Source organism: Bdellovibrio sp. HCB274, assembly GCF_047306075.1.
GTDB lineage: Bacteria > Bdellovibrionota > Bdellovibrionia > Bdellovibrionales > Bdellovibrionaceae > Bdellovibrio.
In genome coordinates this window covers 236,655-258,583 of sequence record NZ_CP178623.1, presented here as the reverse complement: position 1 = coordinate 258,583, position 21,929 = coordinate 236,655, and the positions used below count along the sequence as shown (strand labels likewise).

Sequence of the window (21,929 nt, the reverse complement as noted above, 5' to 3'; positions counted from 1 at the left end):
TCACGTCTTGACTTCAGGGGCCGTGAAGTCCTAGTCTGCGCTCACCTATGAAAAAAATATTTCTGATTATGGGTCTCGTCTCTGTCGTTATTGCTGTTTGCATGATCTATTTGGTCCGCAAAGGAGTCAGCCTGCGTTCAGAGCCATTAATTCGTCCTACGGTCATCAGCGCCGATCAGCGCAATATCGCAAATCATACAGTTTTACGTCTTTTCCCGGATTTACAGACCAGCCACTACGTTTTGTGGGGTGTTTTACCGGAAGGCCCCGACACCCAGCTTTTGATGGCTCACTTTCTGGAAGAGTTCTATAAGCAGTTTAAAAAACCTGCCCACGTAATCCAGGATGGCTCCAAGGCCACTGCCGAAGAAATCGCACAATGTGCGCAGCCTTGCTGGATTAAGCTTCCCCACGATCTGGCCAATTCGCTTAAGACCAACGAGTTTATCGAAAGTAAAATCCTGCCGACACAAAAGCCCTACATCACTTTAACGGTGATGCCCTTTAACGGTGACGAAACGGTGACTGACTTTTGCAATCAGGAACAGCGCCTGTCCCTGGAGTGCGTAACCCCGGTAGCGGTTCGCGAGATTCACCGAAAGATGAAAGATCCCACACAGTTGTATTTTTTCCTACGCAAGTACAATGAACGGGATTTATTTTTATTCGTTCAAAAGGAACTACCCAAAAACAGCCTTTAGGGTATACAAGGGGGCATGTCATTCGAACAGCGCATCCCTCTTATTTTAGATTTGGGCTTCCGTCAGGAAGCTTTACCTCAGTTGAAAAGCTATATCGATCTTCTGTGGTCTTCAAACGAAGAGCTAAATCTGATCAGCCGTAAGATGACATTTGACGAGTTGCTGGATAACCACGTCATTGATTGCCTGCTTCCACTTAAATATTTCCCTAAGAACATCAAAGCCGCAGCCGATTTTGGTTCTGGCGGAGGACTTCCTGGAGTCATCTACGCTATCCAGTTTCCCGAAGTTCAGTTTCACCTTTATGAAAAAAGCAACTTGAAGCAAAACTTCCTGAATCGCTGCAAATCCATCGCTTCTAATTTGAACGTTCATGGCGAAATTCCCAAGGACCTAAACGCTATTGATATCGTCACTGCCCGTGGCTTTAAGCCAGTTGATGTTATTTTGGATGTCAGCCGCAGCTATTATGCAAAAAAAGGTAAATACTTTTTGCTGAAAGCGCGTAAAGAAAAAATCGATGAAGAACTGACTTTGGCGCGCAAGAAATTCAAGGATCTAACTGTCACTGTAGAGCCGTTGAAGTCCCCGGTTCTTGACGTCGAACGCCACCTTGTTCTGATCTGATATATTCATAACAGCAATCACCCTTCGGGCCAAAGTACATGACCCGGCGGCCTTCGGGATAAATGGTAAAGCTTGAAATACCACAAGCCATGATCCGACCCACAAACTCCTGCAGGCTTAAACTGCGAATTTGATTATCCAGGATAACCTGCCTAACTTCACCGTCCTTAAATTTTGCTCCGACCTTGGAATCAAACGGAACTATCTCGCTGCAGTACACGCCGTCCCTGGAAACGAACTTCAACCGTCCCTCCAATAGATCGAAGTGGCAGTTTTCGATATCCATGGAATCCAGTGACTCAATAAAGCTTGAAAAATTCATCGAACGGGATCGAAGGTTGGATACAAATTCTCTCTGCAATTCCATGGCGAGCCTCCTGTTCAATTATGAAAATTTAAACTTTGTACAACAAGGCCTTTGTCAAAATCACATGTCCGGCAATTCCCGCCCCCACACAGACCGGCATCACCAGGTAATATGGCATATGATAAAGCAACACCAGGCGAGGCTCGATATCCCAGGCAAAGGGCAAGGGCGAAGACATCACGCCGACGTAAACCGCATTAATCGCCAAAACTATGCCGACAATGTTAAACAACCACACCAGGGATTTGCTGGAGTTAGCAACCGGAGCAATGACCAACGCTAACGCCCCTGCCAGAATGTCAAAGTTATACCCGGTCCAGGTCATCGTGTAAGGCATAGTTCCCTGCTCGGCCCACTGAAATACGATAAGTTCCATGGGAAAACGAAACCCTTGGAACAACACAAGTGCTGACAGTGACAGTCCCAGTGCCAGCCGATTACCGAAACTGGAAAGTGCCACCCAAAATGAAATCAGCACCACGACGAAAAAGTAAGCCAGCGCCGTGGGATAAGGATGTTGCGCCAGCTGTTGAGTGTAAGCCAGGGCTGCCCCCAACCCCAACCACAAGATGACCAGCACAGTGACTTTTAGCACTTCACGGTTTACTGAAAATTCCAGGCGCTCACTGACAACCCCGACGGCGCCAATGAACATCATGCAAACACCAATGACGACGGCCATGAAAAGCAATACTGACAGACCGCCTGCTGGCGAAAACACCATAAGACCTCCGCACGACTGTGAACCTATCGAACGTTTAGAACAATCTTTCCGGTATGAGCACTGGATTCCATCAACTCGTGGGCCTCGCGCACCTGATCCAGATTAAATTCTTTGAAAATCACAGGCTTTAGACGACCTTTGTTTAATAACGGCCAAACGTGTTCTTCAAGGCTTTGCGCTATTCGGGATTTCTCCTCGGTCGAGCGAGGTCGCAACGTTGAACCCGTGATTGTAAGACGTTTTGCCATCATTCGGCGCAAATCAAAAGAGACCGTGGCTCCCTGAATGGTTGCAATTTGTACAAGGCGGCCCATTGGTGCCAGGCACTCTAAGTTGCGACCAAAATATTCTCCACCCACCATATCCAAAATAACATCGACACCTTTGCCTCCAGTGGCATCCTTAATCACTGAAACAAAATCATCTTTTTTGTATTGGATGACAGTATCAGCCCCTAATTCCAGGCAAGGAGTGACTGCGGATTCTTTACCGACAGTTGTAAAGACTGTGGCACCAAATTGATGAGCCAGCTGAATGGCAGTAGTTCCAATGCCTCCGGATCCGCCGTGCACCAGAATTGATTCGCCTTTTACCAATTGGCCGCTTTCAAATACATTTGTCCAAACCGTAAAGAACGTTTCAGGCAAAGCCGCTGCGTGGGTGAAATCCAGATCATAGGGAATAGGTAAGCATTGACCTTCGGGAACAGTGACATATTCAGCATAGCCGCCACCATTTACCAGGGCGCAGACCGGGTCACCCTTTTGCCAGCGTTTTACATGGGGGCCGAGTTCAGTGATTTCGCCGGCAACCTCCAGGCCCAGTAAATCTGAGGCTCCTGGCGGAGGCGGATACGTTCCCTGGCGTTGAGCACAGTCGGGACGGTTCACCCCCGCTGCCCTTACTTTGATTAATACTTCACCGTCTTTGGGTTTTGGAGCTGATCTTTCGCCAACGACCAATACTTCGGGTCCCCCAGGTTTCGTAATTTCAATGACCTTCATGCGTTCACCTCAGCTTTAACCTTAAATAAACAGAAGGTGATAGTAAAGGCTTCCACCACGTAAACATAGAACTCCCCTCAGTTTCAAAATCCCCCAGTCATGTTTGTATTTTAACGGATGTCCTCCCGCCCGGTGGTAGCGACTTTGTCATTTACTAAAATTACTGCAAAAGAAACCAAACCCTATTGCCTTTTTATGGCTTGAGCCTAATATCGGTCCCATGAACAAGGACCTAATCGTCGCATTTGCACTGGGAATTTTAGTTGGCTGGGGTGTATTCAAATTCACCGCTCCAAAATCCGCTTCTGCTCCAACGGAAGTGGCTCAAGGTGTCTCTGAAGATGAGATGAACCAACCAGGACCCACCGAAAATGCAGAGGAAGCTGCTCCTCCAGCAACTCCGGACACGATGGCTGCTGCGAATCCGACAGCAACTCCGCTGGCACAACCGCCGGCAACTCCGGAAGAGCCTCCACGCGATATCAATTTACAGCTGACTGAAGAAGCGGTGGACATGCTTGAAGAAAACATCGCTGAACTTCACTCGTCGGTTACAGTGGAAAGAGACAACGAAGGTTTCATTTTACACTTCGATAGTCCCGACAATTATTTTGCCAATATAGGCTTGGCAAATAATGATCGCATTCCATTCACACAGTTCGAGGAAATGCGCCAAAATCCTGAAACCCAGGAACTCGCAGGACGCATTGAAACAATACTTTCCAACCTGGAAAAATAAAAAAAGGGCTCTTACGAAGAGCCCTTTTTATTTTCTATTTAAAATTCTTTTTAAATCCCTGCCAGCACTCTTGATAATCGGCCTGCAGAATTTCCTTACCCATTGCAAAATCAGTCACGCGATAAGCGGAACGTGATTCAAACATAAACGCCATCGTCTGCGACAGACGAACAGGTTTAAGCTCGGCCACGCTGGCCTTTTCAAAGGCGTCCACATCAGGACCATGGGCAGAATAGAAGTTATGAAGACTGCCGCCGCCCGGAACGAATCCACCAGCGGTTTTTGCGTCGTACTCCCCATAGATCAATCCCATGTATTCGCTCATGCAATTGCGATGGAAATACGGCGGACGGAATGTATGCTCTGCCACCATCCAACGTGGCGGGAAGATCGCAAAATCCACATTCGCCGTACCTGGAATTTCACTTGGTGAAGTTAGCACTGTAAAGATGGATGGATCTGGATGATCGAAACTGACCGTGTTGATGGCGTTGAACTTCCTTAGGTCGTATTTATACGAAACATAGTTGCCATGCCAAGCGACCACATCAAGTGGAGAGTGATTCATCTCGGCACTCCACAATTCGCCAGAGAATTTACCAATCAGTTCAAACTGGCCCTCCAGGTCCTCGAAAGCTGCAACCGGAGTCAGGAAGTGACGACGGTGCGCAAGTCCATTGGCACCAATCGGACCCAGCTCTGGCAACTGAAACGGAGAACCAAAATTTTCACCGACATAACCAGTGCAAGTGCCGTTGCCGAGAGGATTCACTTGAAATTTCATACCTCTTGGTACGACGGCAATCTCCCCTGGCTCTGCTTCGATCACGCCCACTTCAGTTTTCAACTGAATGGAGCCATTTTGAGGCACGAACATGAAATCGCCATCAGCATTCATGAAATAGCGTTTTCCCATTCCTTTACCAAAGGAATACAGGTGCACGTGAATACCACGATGCTCCTCGACCCCACCGCTGCCGCAGATCGTGCGAATGCCTTCGACAAAGTCCTGAGAACCTGCTGCCGCAATCGGATTCCAGCGCATTTGATTTGGATTGATGTACTTAGGCTTAGTGAAAGTTTTTGCACTTAGCTCTTTCAAGGGCACATAAGCCTTGTGCATCACTGAAGGGCGAATGCGATAAAGCCAGGAATATAAATTATGATTTCTGGGAGCGGTAAATGCGGAACCACTCAGTTGTTCTGCATAAAGTCCCATCGCTACTTTTTGTGGAGAGTTCTGGTCCACTGGCAAAGCACCGGCGCGAGCCTCAGAAGAAAAATGATTTCCGAATCCTGACAAATATTGATTTTCCATAGGTCATGATAATCAGGTTTTACCTACTAAAGTCAATGCTCCCGCCGGGGTGGAGGTCTGGTGATAAAACACAGTGCGACGAAGATAAGATGTCGCAGTACTCTTATGAAAATCACTGGAGGTTTTGATGAAAAAATGGATTTTGGCTTTCGCAGGTTTGACTCTATTATTCTCTGCAAAATCAATGGCAATGGGATTCTATCTTGAGCCCGCAATTTTCTATGAAAGTGGCAAAGGTAACGTCGACATTGATGACTCAGAAGCAACCACTAAGGGTTTGGGGTTGGATTTAAAGTTGGGTATGCACTTTGTTGACAGCATGTTGTTCGTGGGCCTGGATGGCAGCTATTCCAAACCTAAATTCAAACACGACAATACAGGGTATGATGCCGATGCGACTTCATTAACTTATGGTGCAATTATCGGCGTACAAACTCCGCTGGTGGGTTTAAGATTTTGGGCAGGATACGTTTTCGGCGGAACCCTGGATCCTGAAGAAAGCGGATTGTTTGACGTAAAATTTGAGGAAGCAACGGGCCCTAAAGTGGGAGCCGGCATCAAAATATTCTTTGTTGCCTTGAACCTGGAATACATGGATCTGACATACAAAAAAGGCACAGGAAATTGGGGCTCCATCCCAAGCCTTGATGACTTCAACAACAAGGTCACAATGTTCAGCGTTTCCGTTCCTATGACCTTCTAATTTGTATTGCACAACGGGGCGGTAATTTTTAAAAATAGACTCCATCATGGGGTGTTCCAAAGTTGGGTATTTTCTTCATCAAATCAGCGTCATAGGCGCTGTGGCGAAGGAAATGCCCGATTGGTATTAAATATATGCAATAAAGGCTGCGATAAACCAAATTAGGTTGTACTGGCCGCAGCTAATAAGGATAACGACAGGACTATGGCAAAAATCAAAGTAGAAATAGACGCTGATCTTCAGGATTTGATTCCTCAATTTACTGAAAACCGCAAAAAAGACATCACGGCTTTGCAGGAACTTATCAATAACAACGACTTGCCTGCAATTGCAGCTTTGACTCATAAAATTAAGGGTGCAGCTTCTAGCTACGGATTTATGCAACTAAGCGAAATCGCAGCTCAAATGGAAAAGCTTTCTAAAAACAATGACGCCTCTCAATTGGCGACTCTTGCCCAGGACATGAAAACTCATTTCGAGAACATTGAAATTCACTTTGTGCCGATGTCCTAGGAATCCATGACCATACGCCTGCGTATCCTCCTCTTTACATTGCTCATTGTGACTGGTGCGATGATCGCAGCAGGAACGATGGGCTATAAAATCGGAGCATCGACTCTGCAAAGTGGTCATTCCGAGCGCCTGATTCAGATTCGTCTGAACCGCGCCCAGGCACTGAAAACCGATCTGGAAAATTTGGGTAACAATCTTTTGGTTGCAGCCGAAATGGTCAGAGTCCGTGACGCTGTTTCAGCCTTTCACGAATCTTTTAAAAAGTTAGCTCAGAACATCCCCGAAAAATCCCTGGCTCATGATGTTCAGGTCGTGAACGACTACTATACAGCCAGCGATGCCGCCAATAAAAATGAATCCCATATTGCGGACCGTTTAAACAAGTCGGCGCTGGTTCTGCAATCCATGATTTTACAAGAAGCCAGCCGTAACGAAAGCACCCCACGAAATGTTACGGCCCTCAAAAATGCAGACCCTTACGGTTATTTTAAAACGCACAGTGAGATCCATACTTTTCTTTCCGATTACTCGGACAGATTTCAAATGGACGACGTGTTGTTGTTGGATAAAGACGGTGTCGTGGTTTATTCCGTGCAAAAAGGGCTGGAGCTTGGAGCTAACCTGGATACAGGTTTTTTCAGCGGTACCCGTCTGACGGACGTCTATCGCTGGTCACAAAGTGCGCCGCCTCAGACGTTTAAATTTTTTGATTTCGCCCCGCTGTCGTCAGGATTTCCAGAGTACGTTTCCTACATTGCCGCCCCGATTTATGATCAAAAAAATTATATCGGCACCCTGCTGTTCAAAGTTTCCTTAAGTCGTTTTGATCAGATTCTTAGCGACAATTACCAGTGGAAAAAATTCGGTCTGCGCGAAACCGGCGAAGTTGTGGCATTCGGGCCAGATGGCTTGATGAGAAACAGTTCGCGTCTGTATCACGAAAATCCAGGTGAATTTATCAAACAGTACTCCAGTGCTGGCGGCCGCGACCCTGCAATTAAATCCATTCAAAGCAAAAGCACGACGGCGTTGATCGCGGGCCTGCCTTTGGAAAAGGTTCGTCACTATCTGCGCTCGGAAGATTCACTGGAAACGGGTACCGACTATCTGAATGCGGTCAGCCTGATGTCCATTGGTAAAGTTCAGCTTCCCGGCGGTGCTGAGTGGGCACTGATTGCAAAATCAAACTTCAACGAAACCACCGGACCGATTAATCACTATCTGGTTGTCTTTGTAGTGATTGGGTTGATGTTCCTGATTATTTCCCTGGGCCTGGCTTTCTTTTTTGGCAAACAGCTGACTCAACCTTTGAATTATCTGCACAAGAAAGTTCAATCACAGGGAAGCGCCTTTAAGGCCATCAATTATTCCAATCAGGATGAGTTTGCGAATGTGTTTAACGACTACAACACTTTGGCGCAAAACCTGAATCAGGAAAAAATGGAAAAGACGGTCCTTGAAGACGTCATCCTGACCCTGGGGAAAATCATGTTCATGGTGGACGTGATTCCTGGATACGAAGGCAATCTTAAAGCGATCATCCGCAAAACCAATCGCATTGCTTTTGAGTTGATCGGCACGCCTGAGATGTCGATCATTGGCTCTGATATTTCTTTGTGGATGGATCTGGAAGCAAAAGATCTTATCAACTCACAACGCAAAGAAGCCCAGCTAAAATGTCTTTCCGGAGAACGCATTCCTTTGGCTGTGACGGTCATTCCAATGGAAAACACAACCGGCCATGAACGCTTTGTCGTGGTTGGCGCTGACCAGCGCTGGAAGCTTGAGGCCGAGCGCGAACTTCGTATGAAGGAAGACCTGCTAAAGGCTTCACAGGCGATTTCCAAAACCGGCTCCTTCCGCTGGGATCTTCGTAATGGACAAATGATCTGGTCCGACGAACAGTTTAAACTTTTGGGATTAAATCCCGCTGAAGTTCATCCAAGCTATGAGCTTTTCAGAGCAATGATTCATCACGAAGACGTTCATGTTCTGGATGATGCCATTCGCATCCAGGGCTCTGGAACCCGGGAATTCCATTTCACACTTCGCGTGCGCCGCGCTGATACCAATGAATATGTTTGGACAAACCTGATGGGTATCACCGAGTACGACGACAACAAGAACCCGTTGTACACATGGGGTATCAATCAGGATATCACCGAATTGAAAAAGGCCGAGCTTGAATTGATTTCGATGAAGGATGAAGCCGAGAAATCGTCTTTGGCCAAATCCCAATTCCTGGCTCACATGAGTCACGAAATCCGCACGCCGATGAATGCGATCATGGGTATGGCTGAACTTTTAAAAGAGACGAAGCTTGATCCGGATCAGCGTTACTATTTGACGATCTTCCAAAAAGCCAGCGAAGTACTGATGGCGTTAATCAACGACATTCTGGATCTGTCAAAAATTGAAGCCGGTGAAGTTTCCATTGAGAATATCAACTTCGATCTGCGCAAGATGATGTCCGATGTTCAGCAGATCATGCTTCCTCGCGCACAAATCAAAGGTGTCGAGTACTCGTTCGAAATCGGACCTGGCGTGAAACCACATCTGATGGGTGACCCGACAAAATTACGTCAGGTGTTGATTAATCTTGTCAGCAACTCGATCAAATTTACGGATCGCGGGGAAATCAAAGTTTCTGTCACAAAAAATGCCACTAAAAAAGACAGTCTACTTATCACCGTCAGTGATACCGGCGTGGGCATTGCTCCGCAAAAGCAGCATCTGATATTCCAGAAGTTTTCCCAGGCCGACAGTTCGATCACGAGACGCTATGGTGGAACAGGATTGGGTCTGGCCATTTCAAAAAGTCTGGTTGAACTTATGGGTGGACAAATCTGGTTTAAGAGCCGCGAAAACACGGGAACGACGTTTTATTTCACAATGCCATACCGTGAACAGGTCAGCAGTATAGAAACATCCACAAATCCACTGATCAATACGTCGTTGCTATCATTAGCTGATCAATACGAATCACGAGAAACCGAACAACAATCAGTTAACTCTAACGAAAATAAAAATCTGCGAATTCCTCTTGCTGATGACACTGAAGACAATCGCATTCTATTCACACATTTCTTAAAAAGCTTTCCATTTGAAATAATTGAAGCGGAGAATGGACTTGAAGCTGTAGATAAGATAAAGTCTAACGAGTTTGACATCGTCTTTATGGACGTTCAAATGCCGGAAATGGATGGATATGCAGCAACATCGATCATTCGTGAATGGGAACGCGCAACAAGGCACGCACACATTCCAATAATCGCACTTACAGCCCATGCACTTTCCGACGACAAGCAAAAGTCTATCAACGCCGGTTGCGATGATCATATCACGAAGCCGTTTAAGAAAGATGTTTTGTTAGGCGTAATCAACCGTTACACGAATTAGGGATCACGATGAATTCACAAGAAGAAAAAAGCAGATTGCTGATTGTTGAGGACGACGCGGATATTCGCGAACTTCTTAAACATTTCTTAAAGGAATTCGTCGACGAAATCGTTGAGGCTGAAAACGGTGCCGCGGCTTTGCAGTACGTAAAGACCAAAGAGTTCGACACTATTTTGTCCGATATTGAAATGCCACAAATGAATGGCCTTAAGTTTTTGGCTTATGTGCGTTCGTTGGGGCACATGACTCCGTTTGTTGTACTGACGGCCCACGGCGATCATGCCCGTGCTTTGGAAGCGCTGTCATTGGGTGCCTTTGACTTCATCACTAAAGATTCAAAAAGAAAACTGGTCATCGAAAGCGTTTGCTCTGCGATCAAAATCGGCCGAGAGATGAAAGCTTCCAAAAATGACCCGGTACAATCCACACATCTTCGTAAGATCTATACGGACATGTCTAAATCTTCAGAGATGCGCCTGCGCAAGATTATCGATCAGATGTCGAACTAGGACACAGAGCATGGTTAAGTCTACTACCCACTATCAGGGCGAAAAACATTGTGAGATCACTCACCAACCGTCTTCAGCACGCATTGGTACGGATGCGCCTAAAGACAATCACGGTAAGGGCGAGCTCTTTTCTCCAACTGATTTAGTTGGAGCCGCAATGGGCAGTTGCATGCTTACGACCATGGCCATTCACTCTGAAAAAGATGCTATCAATTTAAAAGGCGCCTGGGCGGAAGTTGAAAAGGAAATGAGTTCGAACCCACGCAGAATTGCAAAATTAAACGTGGTTTTACACCTGCCAATGAACATCCCGCACGACTACCGCAAAAAGCTGGAAGACTTTGCACTGGGTTGCCCGGTGAAGGTCAGCATGCATCCGGATATGCAAATTCCTGTCTTATTTCACTATGATATAGCTTAATTAAAGCGTCTCTAAGCGATACCCGTCATATAGGATAAATCTATAGATCCAGTAAAGATAATCAATTGGATCTATTAACCCCTGAGTCCGATAATAAAGGAACAAGGGGGTCATTATGACAACGCTGGGTACTCGCGCATTGCTTGCTGCAAAAATCAGAACCGGACGAAAAGTATTGGCGTTCTACACCTTAACTTTTGTTACGGTCGAGGTCTGCCGCCATTTTTTGATTCAATAATGACAGTGCGATAAAAACCTGTGACCATCTTTTCAAGTAAATTTTCGATGAAAGGAAGATACACATGAAAAGATTTATCGCACCAGTCCTTGCAGCACTATTTATCGGCGCTTGCGCACACAAAGAAGAGGCTCCAGTAACTCCTGCAGCTCCACCTCCGCCACCTGCACCGACTAAAGCCCAAGCTGTTCTTAAAGCAGGCAAAGGCTCTAAAATTAAAGGTACTGTTACTTTCACAGAAGAAAACGGCGAAATTAAAGTTGAAACAATGATCGACGGTTTGAAACGTGGTGCTCATGGTTTCCACATTCACGAGACTGGCACATGCGAAGGTGATTTCACTTCTGCTGGTGGCCACTTCAATCCATCTAACGCAAAACACGGTTCTTTGACTTCTGCGGACCGTCACATGGGTGACATGGGTAACTTGATGGCTGACAAAAAAGGCCAGGCTAACACTTCAATCACTATCAAAGGTTCTTTGACTGGTGCTGAAGGCATTATCGGTAAATCCATTATCGTGCACAAAGGTAAAGATGATTTGAAATCTCAACCTGCAGGTAATGCTGGCGCTCGCGAAGCTTGCGGCGTTATCGAAGCAATGTAATTTTTGAATTAAATTTCAAAGATAAAAAATGCCGGGTCTTGCCCGGCATTTTTTTATTTAAACTGAACGAACTTTCTGAGAGATCTTACCAAAGACGTTTTCACCCTTGGCATTGTTCATCTGCATCTGGATTGTGTCGCCCGCCTTCATGAATGGCGTTTTGATTTCACCCTGCTCGATTTGCTCGATCATGCGTTTTTCCGCAAGACAGCTTGAACCCTTCTCGTGATCTTCATTGGAAACTGTACCGCTTCCGATGATCGCACCTGCTGGCAGGTTGCGGGTTTTTGCCGCGTGAGCAATCAACTGTCCAAAATGGAAGTGCATGGCCCCGGCATTCGCCTTACCAAAAAACTCGCCATTGTAAGTTACATCCAATGGCAAATGGATACGGCCATCTTTATAACCATCACCCAACTCGTCAGCCGTCACTGCAAATGGTGACAAAGCAGATGCTGGCTTACTTTGGAAGAATCCAAATCCACCTGCCAATTCCGCCGGGATCAAGCCGCGCAAAGACACGTCGTTGATCAAAACCAAAAGCTTGATATGTTTCAACGCTTCCTCTGGAGTTACACCCATCGGAACGAAATCAGTGACTACACCCACTTCACCTTCGAAATCCGTTCCGTGAGCAAAGTCACGTTGAGGAATATCTTCAGTCGGAGCCAGGAACTGCCCACACTCGCCCTGATACATCAGAGGAACTGTCGTCAATGTTTCCGGCAATGGAGCATTACGCGCCTTACGCACCAATTTGATGTGATAGATGAAAGCTGAGCCATCTGCAAACAACCAGGTTCTTGGCAAAGCCGAATGGAAATCCTGTTCGTTCACCGCAAATGCGCCAGCCGCCTTGCCATCATTCAAATCATTATAAAGCTTTTTCAAATCAGCTTCTTTCGCGGACCACTTTTCCATGGCCTCGCGAAGGTTCGGAGCGATATGGGTCGCTTTCACCGCAGTTTTTAGATCACGGCTGACCACACAAAGATCACCATCCATGCTTTGAGCTGATTTCAGAGTACCTAGTTTCACGTTTTATCCTTAGTCAAAAGTAACAAGTAAGTTCGCACCTGCTGCACGATAGTTTTTCAACTCCGTACCGCCCGTAACAGTGGCAACTTTGCCGCTGGCACTTTCAAAATAAACATTCAGACCAAAATTTGGAGAGAATTTGAAAGAAGCACCGATCACCAATGGAATAAGCGGCGAAGTCACGTCGCTGACTGTGCAGTTTGCAAGACCACATTTTTTATCCATGTTGATCGCAAGGTTTGCACCCAAATACACGCCAGCATAGTCTTCGAACTTGTACATGATATTCACAGGAATATCGACGTAGTTCATTTCAACTTTTCCTTCAGTCAAACCTGTTTTTAAAGTCAACGGGCGCTGAGTGTAAAGCAAACCTGTGCGAATGTTCCACGGACCCGCGATTGGCAGAATACCAAAAGCACCGAACTGCATAGCAGTTTGCGATTCTGTGTTTGTGCCGGCAGCATCAGTATCACCGGATTGACTGCGCAAACCAACTTCAAGACCGTAATTAAGATCAGCAAAAGCTGCTGAAGAAAAAAGACCAGAAACGACAAGCAACGAAAGCGCCAGTTTTTTCATAAGAACTCCTTATGGGAAAAAGTCTCCCACAAGTTATTCTATTTATCAAAACACCATACGGCATTCAGGGATATTTCGTTCAGTGCTGTACTGTGAGAAATCTGACTGTGCTCTAACGCCAAATGGTGAGGCTCCACGGTGCCACGGGCTGCCAAAACAATTACCAATAGCGGCAGGACAATGCGTAGGGCCATTTCAATCTTCGACCCTTTTTGCGGTGAGTATTCGTCTTTCCACTGTCCGAAGTTCACGGCGCGAATCAACATGTAACCCAGGACCAGCAAAACCACTGTGATGATAGAAAAAATCAGGGCCTGATTCTGGGGCAAAGACTGCATTTGCTCCAGCGTGAACTGCGGAGTCCAGTTGGAATATTCCGCAAACCGCATGCGACGACCATGATGGGCATAGTGAAAGAAATCAACAAAAGACAGCAAGGAGATCGCCAGCCAAACGGCGCCGAAATAGAACTTGTAGAAAAGGAACATTCCGTTTGGCCATTTTTCGCAAACCGCCTGAATCATCAAAATGAAATAAATCGGCAGAAGCAAAAATCCAAAGATCAAAAGGTCAAAACGAATCCCCGTGCCAAAAGAGTAAAGCACTTCCATCAAGTTAAGCTGTTCAACTTTGGCGAAGGCGGAAAGCAGGAAGAGGTTGAGTCGAAAAAGACTCATGAAAAGAACCATGGCAAGCGACAACTTCGCAAGCTTCATCATAACCTTCGATGAAAAGCGCAGCGAAAAGATAAATCTACTTGGCATTAAATCGCCCTTTGATGAAAATCTGTGATGTTATTTCATGCAATCAACAGGAGTTAGTATATGTCCTCATTCGTACTTTACAACTACTTTCGAAGCTCCACTTCCTTCCGGGCTCGCGTAGTGATGCAGCTAAAGGGAATTGGCTTTGAATACAAACCCATCAATCTGCTTAAGGACGAACAACACTCCCAAGAGTATTTGAAACTGAATCCCCTGGGCGGTATTCCGACACTGGTTCATGATGGAAAAGTTATTCCGGATTCCATGGCCATCATCGAATACCTTGAAGAGATCCATCCCTCTCCTTCCATCATGCCGAAGGATGCTTTCCTGCGCGCGCGAGTTCGCCAGATTTGTGAAATCGTGAACGCCTCCATGCATCCCTATGGGAATTTGAAAGTGACGAAGTACCTGGGCCAGGCCCATGGTTATACTCAGGAACAAAAAGACCAGTGGGTGCAAAAATGGGTTATTCAAGGATTGGAAGCACTGGAAAAAACATTGCCTGAGTTTGCCGGCAAGTACTGCTTTGGCGATCAGGTGACGATGGCCGATGTTGTGCTTTATCCGCAAATCATTACCTGCCAGCGCTTTCATGTGGATCTTAGCAAGTATCCAACTGTGATGAAGATCTTTGGAAACCTGGATCAGCATCCGGCGTTTATGGAAGCTCACTTCAGCCGTCAAATTGATACACCAGATGATTTGCGTAAGCCGTAAAAACTAAAAAAGCCCGGGAGACCGGGCTTTTCTTGTTTTAGCGTTCTGTGATCAGGAAGTGCCATTTGTCGATCACTGGAATGATAATGAAAACCAGCATACTGACATTCAACCACATAAAGAAGGCCATCCAGCGTTGTGTGCCTTTGGATTTATAATAGCGGTAAAGCTCCTGCAGAACCTTAAACACAAACGGGAAAGTCAGCAGAATATAAAGCCAGCTGGCATGAACGAACAATGGCGCAGCCAAAGCAACTCCGACGTAAGCGAAAGTCCAAAGAGCAATTTGCTCCAGGGTTTTATCGATTCCGCGAGCCACTGGAAGAACCGGAATATCCCCCGCTGCATAATCATCTTTATAGCGAATCGCCAACACCCAGAAGTGCGGCATCTGCCAGATAAACATGATTAGGAACAAGTACACAGATTCAGAATTAAAGATGTCAGGATTTGCTGCTGCATAACCGATCGTCACTGGCAAAGCACCCGGAAATGCACCCGGAACTGCACCGTAAGCCCACTTCTTTTTAAGATATAAAGTGTACGGACCGTTATAGAACAAGACGCAAACCAAACCGACCAGGCCTGCCATCGGTTGAACCGTGAACAGCAACTGCAGACCGACGAAGATAAACAGTACCGCAAGAATACCACCTGCAGCTGGTTTAAGACGACCCGCTGGAATCGGACGATTGGCTGTTCTGGGCATTTTTTTATCCAGCTGCCAGTCTTGAACTTGATTCAAGGCCAACGAACCAGAACTTAAGAAATAGATTCCCAGAAGAGCCGAAAGGAACAATTTCCAATCGAATGGATTTTCACTTTGAAAACCAGTGGCATAGCCGGCCAAACCCGCAAGAACGGAAAAGACGACTATGCCAAACTTGGTAAGATCCGCGTAAGTCTTTAACACGGATCTACAGAGGACTGACCTCAATAGCTCGAGATGCAATATCCACTACGCTAAAGAGAAGAAGAAGGATCAAGAAGAAGAAACCAGACGCGAAGATCATACGGTTCATGTTGTTGTCGTCCTTCAAGTGCATGAAGTACAACAAAACCAAACCGGCTTTGATCGCTGCAATCCCGAAAGCTACCAGGGCGTTGAATGCTCCCAAAGCCTCATGGAACTGATGCGCTACAACCGTCAGGATAGTCAAACCGAACAATGCTCCCGCAACTTTCAAGTACATGGAAGTCGGAGAGATGTGCGGATGAAGAACGTTTGGATCGTGTTTTTGATTATTTGCTGCTGCCATTGTTAACCCACCAGGTAAAGAAGAGGGAATAGGAAGATCCAGATCAAATCGACGATGTGCCAGAAGATACCAACACCCTCAACCGGGATCCAGTATTGGGAGTGGAAATCGCCGCGAATCGTTCTGATCAACAACCAAGTGATCAAACCCATACCGATCAACACGTGAAGACCGTGAAGACCTGTCATGCAGAAGTAGAAACCAAAGTACATACCAAGGTTTGCGTGCTCCGCACCAGTTTTAGCCAAATCCAGGAAACGTCCTGGATAGAAGCCAAGATGGAATTTGTGAGTCCACTCGAAGTATTTGATCACCATGAAGACCGCACCGCAAAGGATCGTGATCGCCAAAGCCATTGCGGCTTTTTTGATCTGATTGCGCTGGATCAACTGGATGGAAATCGCCATTGTGAAAGAAGAGAAGATTAGAACCAGGGTATTTACGAAACCCAATTTCCAATCAAGTTGCTTTGCACCTTCAGAGAACATCGCAGGATACAGGTGATGGAAAATTCCATAACCAACCAAGATCGCACCAAACATCAGGATCTCGGTTACCATGAACAACCAAATACCTTGCTTACCGCTATCGTATTCCTGAGTCGCATCGTTAAAGTGATGCGACACGTGTGCTGAGTGTGGGTGTGCTACGTTATCTGTACTCATAAGGCCCCGCTGTTACTACTGGTTCAACATCGAAGTTAAATTGTGGTGGAGGTGAAGCTGTCTGCCATTCAAGAGTTTTTGCACCCCATGGGTTGGCAACTGCTTTCGAACCTTTTCTGATACCTTGTACAATCGCATAAAGACCGATCAAGAAACCAATCAGGATCAACCATGAACCAACAGTTGAAACTTTGTTCAGCTGTTCATAGTTCGGGATGTAGTCGAAATAACGACGTGGCATACCCATCGCGCCCAGGATGAACTGAGGGAAGAACGTCACGTTGAAACCGATGAAGATGAACACGAAAGACAAGCGAGCCAAAGCTTCGTTGAAGTTCTTACCGAACATTTTCGGGAACCAGTAATAGAAGCCACCCATCAACGCCATTAAAGTACCACCCACCATTACGTAGTGGAAGTGGGCTACCACGAAGTAAGTGTCATGGAAGTGAACGTCGATTGGAAGAGTCGCAAGCATGATACCTGTCACACCACCGATGGCGAACAGGAACAAGAAACCAAGAGCGAACAACATCGGGGAATCAAAGCTGACTGAACCTTTGTAGATCGTCGCAACCCAGTTGAACATCTTGATCGCTGTCGGAACACCCACCAGCATCGTGATGAAGGAGAACATGATACCCGCAAGTTCAGACTGACCGGATACGAACATGTGGTGACCCCAAACGAAGAAGGAAACCGCTGCGATACCCAATGAAGAGTATGCAATTGCCGTATAACCGAAGATAACTTTGCGAGAGAACGCAGTGATGATCTCGGAGATCACACCCATCGCTGGCAAGATCATGATGTAAACCGCCGGATGCGAGTAGAACCAGAAGAAATGCTGGAACAGAACCGGGTCACCGCCCAATGCCGGATCGAAGATACCAACACCGAAGATTTTCTCAGCTGCGAGCAACATCAACGTGATACCTAAAACCGGAGTTGCAAGGAGCTGCAAAATCGCCGTTGAGTACATCGCCCACACAAACAATGGCATACGATGCATAGTCATGCCCGGTGCTCTTAGTTTGTGAACCGTTACGATCATGTTCAAACCTGTCAGGATAGAAGACATACCCATGATGAAGGCGGCCACAACCATCACGACCACTGAAGTTCCAGTGCGGATAGAGTAAGGAGTGTAGAACGTCCAACCAGTGTCGATTTTAGACAGGAAGAATGTCGCTACTGCCAACAAGGCACCGAACATGAATACGTACCAGCTAAGCAAGTTGACCTTAGGGAAAGCCATATCCTTCGCGCCCAGATGGATCGGAAGGAAGAAGTTACCCAGGATCGCCGGAATACCAGGAACGATAACCATGAAGACCATGATCGCGCCGTGATAAGTAAGGACCTGATTGTAAACGTCACCGTTTTTCAAAACCTGTCCAACACCTGCTGTCGCGTTCGGAGCAAAAAGTTCCAAACGAAGAAGCAGGGCCATAACCCCACCGACAAAGAAGAAGAACATAACCGCGATCATGTACATGATACCGATACGTTTATGGTCGATTGTCGTTAACCAAGACCAGAGGCCTTTTTCACAATTAATATAGTTGTCGCCGTGAGCTGATGATGAATGTGCACCCATGAGCTTCACTCCTTATTACTTCAAGCTCTTAACGTACTCGATAAGTGCGTTAAGCTCGTTTTCGTTAATTTGACCCTGGAACGTTGGCATAACGCCTTGAGGGAAACCTTTTACAACTTTTGCATTTGGTTGAAGGATGGATTCACGGATGTAGTTTTCATCCGCCATCACTTTCGAACCGTCTGCCAAAGTCACTTCATGATTGAATACCTGGAATAGTGAAGGACCCACTTTTGCTGCAGGATTGTCGACCGCATGGCAGGAAGCACAAGCTTTCAACGCAAAAAGTTTTTCCCCACGTTTAGCCAATGGCAATTGGCCCTCTTCCTGACCTTCTTCCATGTACTTGTCGAACTCTTCACGAGTTACAACACGCACTTTACCGATCATGCCCGAGTGAGTGGTACCGCAGTACTCAGCACAGAATGCATGGAACTCACCCAGTTTTTCAGCGCGGAACCACAAAGCCGTGTAACGACCTGGAATAGCATCCTGCTTGATACGGAATGACGGGATAAAGAAGGAGTGGATCACGTCTTGAGAAGTCAAAAGCAACTTCACATCTGTGTTCACCGGAACAACGATTTCATTAACAGCTTTGTAACCGTTCTTGTATTCAACTTCCCACGCCCACTGCTTACCAAGAACGTTGATCTCCAAAGCATCCTTCGGCATGGAACGCATACCGTGGAAGATGTACCAACCCCAGGCAAACACGGCCAGGAAGATCACAAGTGGAATAAATGACCACAAGAACTCCAACGCTGTGTTGTGAGAGATGTATGCAGTTTTATCGTTGTCAGATTTACGCTTGTACTTAAGTACAAAGTAAATCATCCCGCCGATAACCAGCACGCAGGCGATGAAACTTGTAATCAGCAAGAATCCGTAAAGATTGTCCACCTGCTTGGCAATCTCGGTTCCTTGCGTTGGCATGAAGGATTGGGCCTTCGCAATATTAAACCACATCATGTACCTTTATCTCCCCGCCACATTCTTCTTCGCTTTTCGAGAGCGAATATAAAGCGGCAATAACCATAAAACCATCACAAGAACCATCACTCCCCCGCCCAGCTTCATCACTGAAACCGCAGCCAACGAGTACTTGCTCTTATGTGGGTCATACTTAAAACAATACAAAACAAGGCTGTCGACGAATGAACCGATTTTTCCTTCGGTCGCTTCGTTCAACGCCAATTTAATATCCTGCTGATTAAACATAATCCCAGGAAGGTAACGGGAAATCGTCCCATCAGGAGAAACAACAACCGCTGCTGAAGCATGTGCCCACTCCTTTTGATTTTCATCCCATCTGAACTTAAATCCAATAGCATCTGTCAAAGCTCTTACCTGCTCTTCAGTGCCTGTCAGAAAGTGCCATCCACCTTCTGACCCCGGACGGTTGTACATTTTCATGTACAAGTCCTTTTTATCCGCAGCCTGTTGAGGCGTTTCCTTAGAGTCAAAGCTGACAGCCAAAACTTTAAATTTATCGCCAACCGTCCACTGCTTTTCCATCACCTTCAAAGCATCAGTCAGTCCATTCAGGTGAAAGTTGCACAAGCCAGGACAGACAAAATACACAGGAGAAACAATCACCGGATGTTTTCCGTCAAAGTAATCACCAAAGGTCACTTCTTTGCCGGTCTCATCCTTAAACTTCATTCCGAAATCAAGCTTCTTGCCCAATTTCTCTTCGATCCCCACACCCTGAAGTTCGCGCGCCTTTTCGTTGGAAGGCATGCCGGCTTCTTTTTGGTCGTAGGATGCAAAAGTCTGCGGTGCTGAAAACAAAACGAGAACGGTTCCAGTTAGAACCATTCCCATTGTTTTTGCTTTCAAAACAAACTGACTTTTGAACATTTAATAAGTTCCTAATTATTTTGCAGTTTTCGCAAACTCAGCAACTTTAGCAGGATCGTCTTTAGATTTATTGTTAGTGATTGAATTGATGTAGTGAAGAACTGCCCAACGATCAGCCGGTTTAAAGTGACCGAATGCTGCCATCGAAGTTCCCGGAATACCGTTAGCTACAACTTTATAGTGATTGATCAGGCCTTCACCTTGAGTCCATTTACCTTCAACCAGGTTGCGTGGTTTTGGATTCAACGCTGCACCTGCAGGGCCGTCACCGTGAGCAGTGTCACCGTGGCACATAGCACAGTTCGTTTTATAGAATTTTTGACCGTAAGTGATCATTTCAGGTGTTTCAACCCATGGCTCTGTCACTTTAGTGATATCAAACACAGGACCAGTGGCAGCTGCTGGAGCATTTGGATCGATAACGTTTTCAGCCAAATCAACACCCTTGTTGATAACAACTAGGTAGAAGAAAAAGGCGAATACAAACGCCATTGAAAACAAAAAGGCAAACAAGCCACCGCGGTTATAATGATCTTTATTCTCAGACATAGGCTGGCACTCCCAAGGGGACGCAAAAAAGTTTTGTCACAGTATTGTAATATAATCTAAGTTAAGTACCCGAAAACCCTAGGGACCGCAACTAATTACAGCCTCTGTTCCCGCTGCTATTGTTGCGCCGCAAAAGGTTATTTCGTAGCACTGATTCTCGCTCTCAATTTGGTTTATAAAGTGATGCCACCATCGACACTTAACACAGTCGCATTGATGTAAGATGCTTGCTCACTTGCCAAAAACAGAACGGCATTCGCGATATCCGATGTTTCGCCAAGGCGCATCACCGGGATTTTCGCTGCCATCGCATCAATCGCCTCTTTCGGCATCGCTTTGGTCATCGCAGTATTGATGAAGCCTGGTGCGATCGCGTTAGAGGTGAAACCTTTTCTCCCCAACTCTTTACCCCAGGTTTTAGTCATTCCAATGACACCGGATTTTGCAGCGGCATAATTTGTCTGACCAAAATTTCCATAAAGTCCGACAACCGAAGAAATATTGATGATGCGTTTGTGATTTGAGTTGGGATTGAACTTTTCCAACAAAGCTTTGGTCACATTGAACAAGCCCGTCAAATTAGTGTTGATCACTGCATCCCAATCATCTGCTCCCATTTTCGCAAATGATTTGTCACGTGTGATACCGGCGTTATTCACAAGGATATCCACAGCCCATGGCAATCCAGAAACCGCTTGGGCAACGGATTCGCGGTTGGTGATATCAACCTGCACATATTGAACCTGTGATCCGAATTTGGAAAGCTCTTCAGAAGCGGCTGCAAGAGCCTTTTCCGAGTAATCCCAGATAGAAACATTTCCGCCTGCAGCCAGAAAACTTTGAGCAATTTCAAGCCCAATACCGGCCGCACCACCAGTAACGATAGTATTTTTGTTAATGAATTTAAAATTTATCATGCCCCCAAGCCTACGCCCCGGGACCTCACGAGGCAAGGATGGAGACAGGACCAGTCGAAGGTCGAGAACGCACACACCCCATTCGCCAGTACAGGCTTTCCG

26 protein-coding genes are annotated in these 21,929 nt (G+C 46.2%); 11 read left to right on the top strand and 15 right to left on the bottom strand.

The window, feature by feature from the left end:
* Nucleotides 1-47 precede the first annotated feature (47 nt).
* Both ACLWNV_RS01370 and ACLWNV_RS01365 read left to right on the top strand, forming a co-directional pair.
* A complete protein-coding gene (locus ACLWNV_RS01370; RefSeq protein WP_413586105.1) occupies nucleotides 48-701 on the top strand; it encodes a hypothetical protein in 654 nt (217 codons plus the stop codon).
* Nucleotides 702-716: 15 nt separating this feature from the next.
* Nucleotides 717-1,328 carry a 16S rRNA (guanine(527)-N(7))-methyltransferase RsmG gene (locus tag ACLWNV_RS01365; protein WP_413586104.1) on the top strand — a complete coding sequence of 204 codons (612 nt, stop codon included), beginning with the start codon at nucleotides 717-719 and terminating at the stop codon, nucleotides 1,326-1,328.
* Here ACLWNV_RS01365 and ACLWNV_RS01360 read toward each other — a convergent pair.
* Genes ACLWNV_RS01360 through ACLWNV_RS01350 form a run of 3 tightly spaced genes read right to left on the bottom strand, consistent with a single transcriptional unit; the run spans nucleotide 1,267 to nucleotide 3,423 of the window.
* Nucleotides 1,267-1,695 (bottom strand): hypothetical protein, encoded by a 429-nt coding sequence (locus ACLWNV_RS01360; protein WP_413586103.1) that lies wholly within the window; start codon nucleotides 1,693-1,695, stop codon nucleotides 1,267-1,269. The two genes, ACLWNV_RS01365 and ACLWNV_RS01360, sit on opposite strands and share 62 nt — an antisense overlap.
* 28 nt (nucleotides 1,696-1,723) lie before the next feature.
* Nucleotides 1,724-2,419: a hypothetical protein gene (locus ACLWNV_RS01355; protein WP_413586102.1), complete on the bottom strand. Its 696-nt coding sequence runs from the start codon at nucleotides 2,417-2,419 to the stop codon at nucleotides 1,724-1,726.
* 23 nt (nucleotides 2,420-2,442) lie between these two features.
* Nucleotides 2,443-3,423: an NAD(P)H-quinone oxidoreductase gene (locus ACLWNV_RS01350; RefSeq protein ID WP_413586101.1), complete on the bottom strand. Its 981-nt coding sequence runs from the start codon at nucleotides 3,421-3,423 to the stop codon at nucleotides 2,443-2,445.
* Nucleotides 3,424-3,643: 220 nt separating this feature from the next.
* Here ACLWNV_RS01350 and ACLWNV_RS01345 point away from each other — a divergent pair, with 220 nt between their 5' ends.
* On the top strand, nucleotides 3,644-4,162 hold the full coding sequence (locus tag ACLWNV_RS01345; RefSeq protein ID WP_413586100.1) for a hypothetical protein: 519 nt from the start codon (nucleotides 3,644-3,646) through the stop codon (nucleotides 4,160-4,162).
* Between the two features lie 34 nt (nucleotides 4,163-4,196).
* On the opposite strand, the gene hmgA is transcribed toward ACLWNV_RS01345, so the two are convergent.
* Nucleotides 4,197-5,480 (bottom strand): homogentisate 1,2-dioxygenase, encoded by a 1,284-nt coding sequence (gene hmgA, locus ACLWNV_RS01340; RefSeq protein WP_413586099.1) that lies wholly within the window; start codon nucleotides 5,478-5,480, stop codon nucleotides 4,197-4,199.
* 127 nt (nucleotides 5,481-5,607) lie between these two features.
* Between hmgA and ACLWNV_RS01335 the strand changes: the two genes are divergently transcribed.
* The 7 genes from ACLWNV_RS01335 (at nucleotide 5,608) to ACLWNV_RS01305 (ending at nucleotide 11,870) form a co-directional block, all read left to right on the top strand.
* Nucleotides 5,608-6,183 (top strand): outer membrane beta-barrel protein, encoded by a 576-nt coding sequence (locus ACLWNV_RS01335; protein WP_413586098.1) that lies wholly within the window; start codon nucleotides 5,608-5,610, stop codon nucleotides 6,181-6,183.
* 204 nt (nucleotides 6,184-6,387) lie between these two features.
* Complete coding sequence (locus tag ACLWNV_RS01330) at nucleotides 6,388-6,696, top strand: Hpt domain-containing protein (RefSeq protein WP_413586097.1); 309 nt, start codon at nucleotides 6,388-6,390, stop codon at nucleotides 6,694-6,696.
* Between the two features lie 6 nt (nucleotides 6,697-6,702).
* Entirely contained in the window at nucleotides 6,703-10,095 is a 3,393-nt protein-coding gene (locus tag ACLWNV_RS01325) for an ATP-binding protein (protein ID WP_413586096.1), read from the top strand.
* 8 nt (nucleotides 10,096-10,103) lie between these two features.
* The gene (locus ACLWNV_RS01320; RefSeq protein WP_413586095.1) at nucleotides 10,104-10,604 is read left to right on the top strand and encodes a response regulator; all 501 of its coding nucleotides are present in this window, start codon (nucleotides 10,104-10,106) and stop codon (nucleotides 10,602-10,604) included.
* A 10-nt stretch (nucleotides 10,605-10,614) separates the two neighbouring features.
* Nucleotides 10,615-11,025: an OsmC family protein gene (locus ACLWNV_RS01315; protein ID WP_413586094.1), complete on the top strand. Its 411-nt coding sequence runs from the start codon at nucleotides 10,615-10,617 to the stop codon at nucleotides 11,023-11,025.
* A 115-nt stretch (nucleotides 11,026-11,140) separates the two neighbouring features.
* Nucleotides 11,141-11,263 (top strand): hypothetical protein, encoded by a 123-nt coding sequence (locus ACLWNV_RS01310; RefSeq protein WP_413586093.1) that lies wholly within the window; start codon nucleotides 11,141-11,143, stop codon nucleotides 11,261-11,263.
* Nucleotides 11,264-11,327: 64 nt separating this feature from the next.
* Nucleotides 11,328-11,870 carry a superoxide dismutase family protein gene (locus ACLWNV_RS01305; protein WP_413586092.1) on the top strand — a complete coding sequence of 181 codons (543 nt, stop codon included), beginning with the start codon at nucleotides 11,328-11,330 and terminating at the stop codon, nucleotides 11,868-11,870.
* A 57-nt stretch (nucleotides 11,871-11,927) separates the two neighbouring features.
* Here the strand turns inward: ACLWNV_RS01305 and ACLWNV_RS01300 are convergent, their stop codons facing one another.
* From ACLWNV_RS01300 to ACLWNV_RS01290, 3 genes are read right to left on the bottom strand one after another with little or no spacing between them, the layout of a single operon-like run.
* The gene (locus ACLWNV_RS01300; RefSeq protein ID WP_413586091.1) at nucleotides 11,928-12,908 is read right to left on the bottom strand and encodes a fumarylacetoacetate hydrolase family protein; all 981 of its coding nucleotides are present in this window, start codon (nucleotides 12,906-12,908) and stop codon (nucleotides 11,928-11,930) included.
* Between the two features lie 9 nt (nucleotides 12,909-12,917).
* Nucleotides 12,918-13,490 carry an outer membrane beta-barrel protein gene (locus ACLWNV_RS01295; RefSeq protein WP_413586090.1) on the bottom strand — a complete coding sequence of 191 codons (573 nt, stop codon included), beginning with the start codon at nucleotides 13,488-13,490 and terminating at the stop codon, nucleotides 12,918-12,920.
* Between the two features lie 38 nt (nucleotides 13,491-13,528).
* Nucleotides 13,529-14,254, bottom strand: a complete 726-nt coding sequence (locus tag ACLWNV_RS01290; protein WP_413586088.1) for a hypothetical protein — start codon at nucleotides 14,252-14,254, stop codon at nucleotides 13,529-13,531.
* 60 nt (nucleotides 14,255-14,314) lie between these two features.
* Here ACLWNV_RS01290 and maiA point away from each other — a divergent pair, with 60 nt between their 5' ends.
* Nucleotides 14,315-14,974: a maleylacetoacetate isomerase gene (gene maiA, locus ACLWNV_RS01285; protein WP_413586087.1), complete on the top strand. Its 660-nt coding sequence runs from the start codon at nucleotides 14,315-14,317 to the stop codon at nucleotides 14,972-14,974.
* A gap of 37 nt (nucleotides 14,975-15,011) precedes the next feature.
* Here the strand turns inward: maiA and cyoE are convergent, their stop codons facing one another.
* From cyoE to fabG, 8 genes are all read right to left on the bottom strand, one after another.
* On the bottom strand, nucleotides 15,012-15,887 hold the full coding sequence (cyoE, locus tag ACLWNV_RS01280) for a heme o synthase (RefSeq protein ID WP_413586086.1): 876 nt from the start codon (nucleotides 15,885-15,887) through the stop codon (nucleotides 15,012-15,014).
* A gap of 4 nt (nucleotides 15,888-15,891) precedes the next feature.
* Nucleotides 15,892-16,233 carry a cytochrome C oxidase subunit IV family protein gene (locus tag ACLWNV_RS01275; protein ID WP_413586085.1) on the bottom strand — a complete coding sequence of 114 codons (342 nt, stop codon included), beginning with the start codon at nucleotides 16,231-16,233 and terminating at the stop codon, nucleotides 15,892-15,894.
* Nucleotides 16,234-16,235: 2 nt separating this feature from the next.
* The gene (locus tag ACLWNV_RS01270) at nucleotides 16,236-16,898 is read right to left on the bottom strand and encodes a cytochrome c oxidase subunit 3 family protein (RefSeq protein ID WP_413586084.1); all 663 of its coding nucleotides are present in this window, start codon (nucleotides 16,896-16,898) and stop codon (nucleotides 16,236-16,238) included.
* Nucleotides 16,885-18,498, bottom strand: coding sequence for a cytochrome c oxidase subunit I (gene ctaD, locus ACLWNV_RS01265; protein WP_413586083.1), 1,614 nt, complete (start codon nucleotides 18,496-18,498; stop codon nucleotides 16,885-16,887). Before ctaD ends, ACLWNV_RS01270 begins: the two co-directional genes overlap by 14 nt.
* 15 nt (nucleotides 18,499-18,513) lie before the next feature.
* Nucleotides 18,514-19,470, bottom strand: a complete 957-nt coding sequence (coxB, locus tag ACLWNV_RS01260; RefSeq protein WP_413586082.1) for a cytochrome c oxidase subunit II — start codon at nucleotides 19,468-19,470, stop codon at nucleotides 18,514-18,516.
* A gap of 6 nt (nucleotides 19,471-19,476) precedes the next feature.
* Complete coding sequence (locus ACLWNV_RS01255) at nucleotides 19,477-20,361, bottom strand: SCO family protein (protein WP_413586081.1); 885 nt, start codon at nucleotides 20,359-20,361, stop codon at nucleotides 19,477-19,479.
* Between the two features lie 15 nt (nucleotides 20,362-20,376).
* The gene (locus ACLWNV_RS01250; protein WP_413586080.1) at nucleotides 20,377-20,910 is read right to left on the bottom strand and encodes a c-type cytochrome; all 534 of its coding nucleotides are present in this window, start codon (nucleotides 20,908-20,910) and stop codon (nucleotides 20,377-20,379) included.
* A gap of 173 nt (nucleotides 20,911-21,083) precedes the next feature.
* Nucleotides 21,084-21,827, bottom strand: a complete 744-nt coding sequence (gene fabG / locus ACLWNV_RS01245; protein WP_413586079.1) for a 3-oxoacyl-ACP reductase FabG — start codon at nucleotides 21,825-21,827, stop codon at nucleotides 21,084-21,086.
* Nucleotides 21,828-21,929 lie beyond the last annotated feature (102 nt).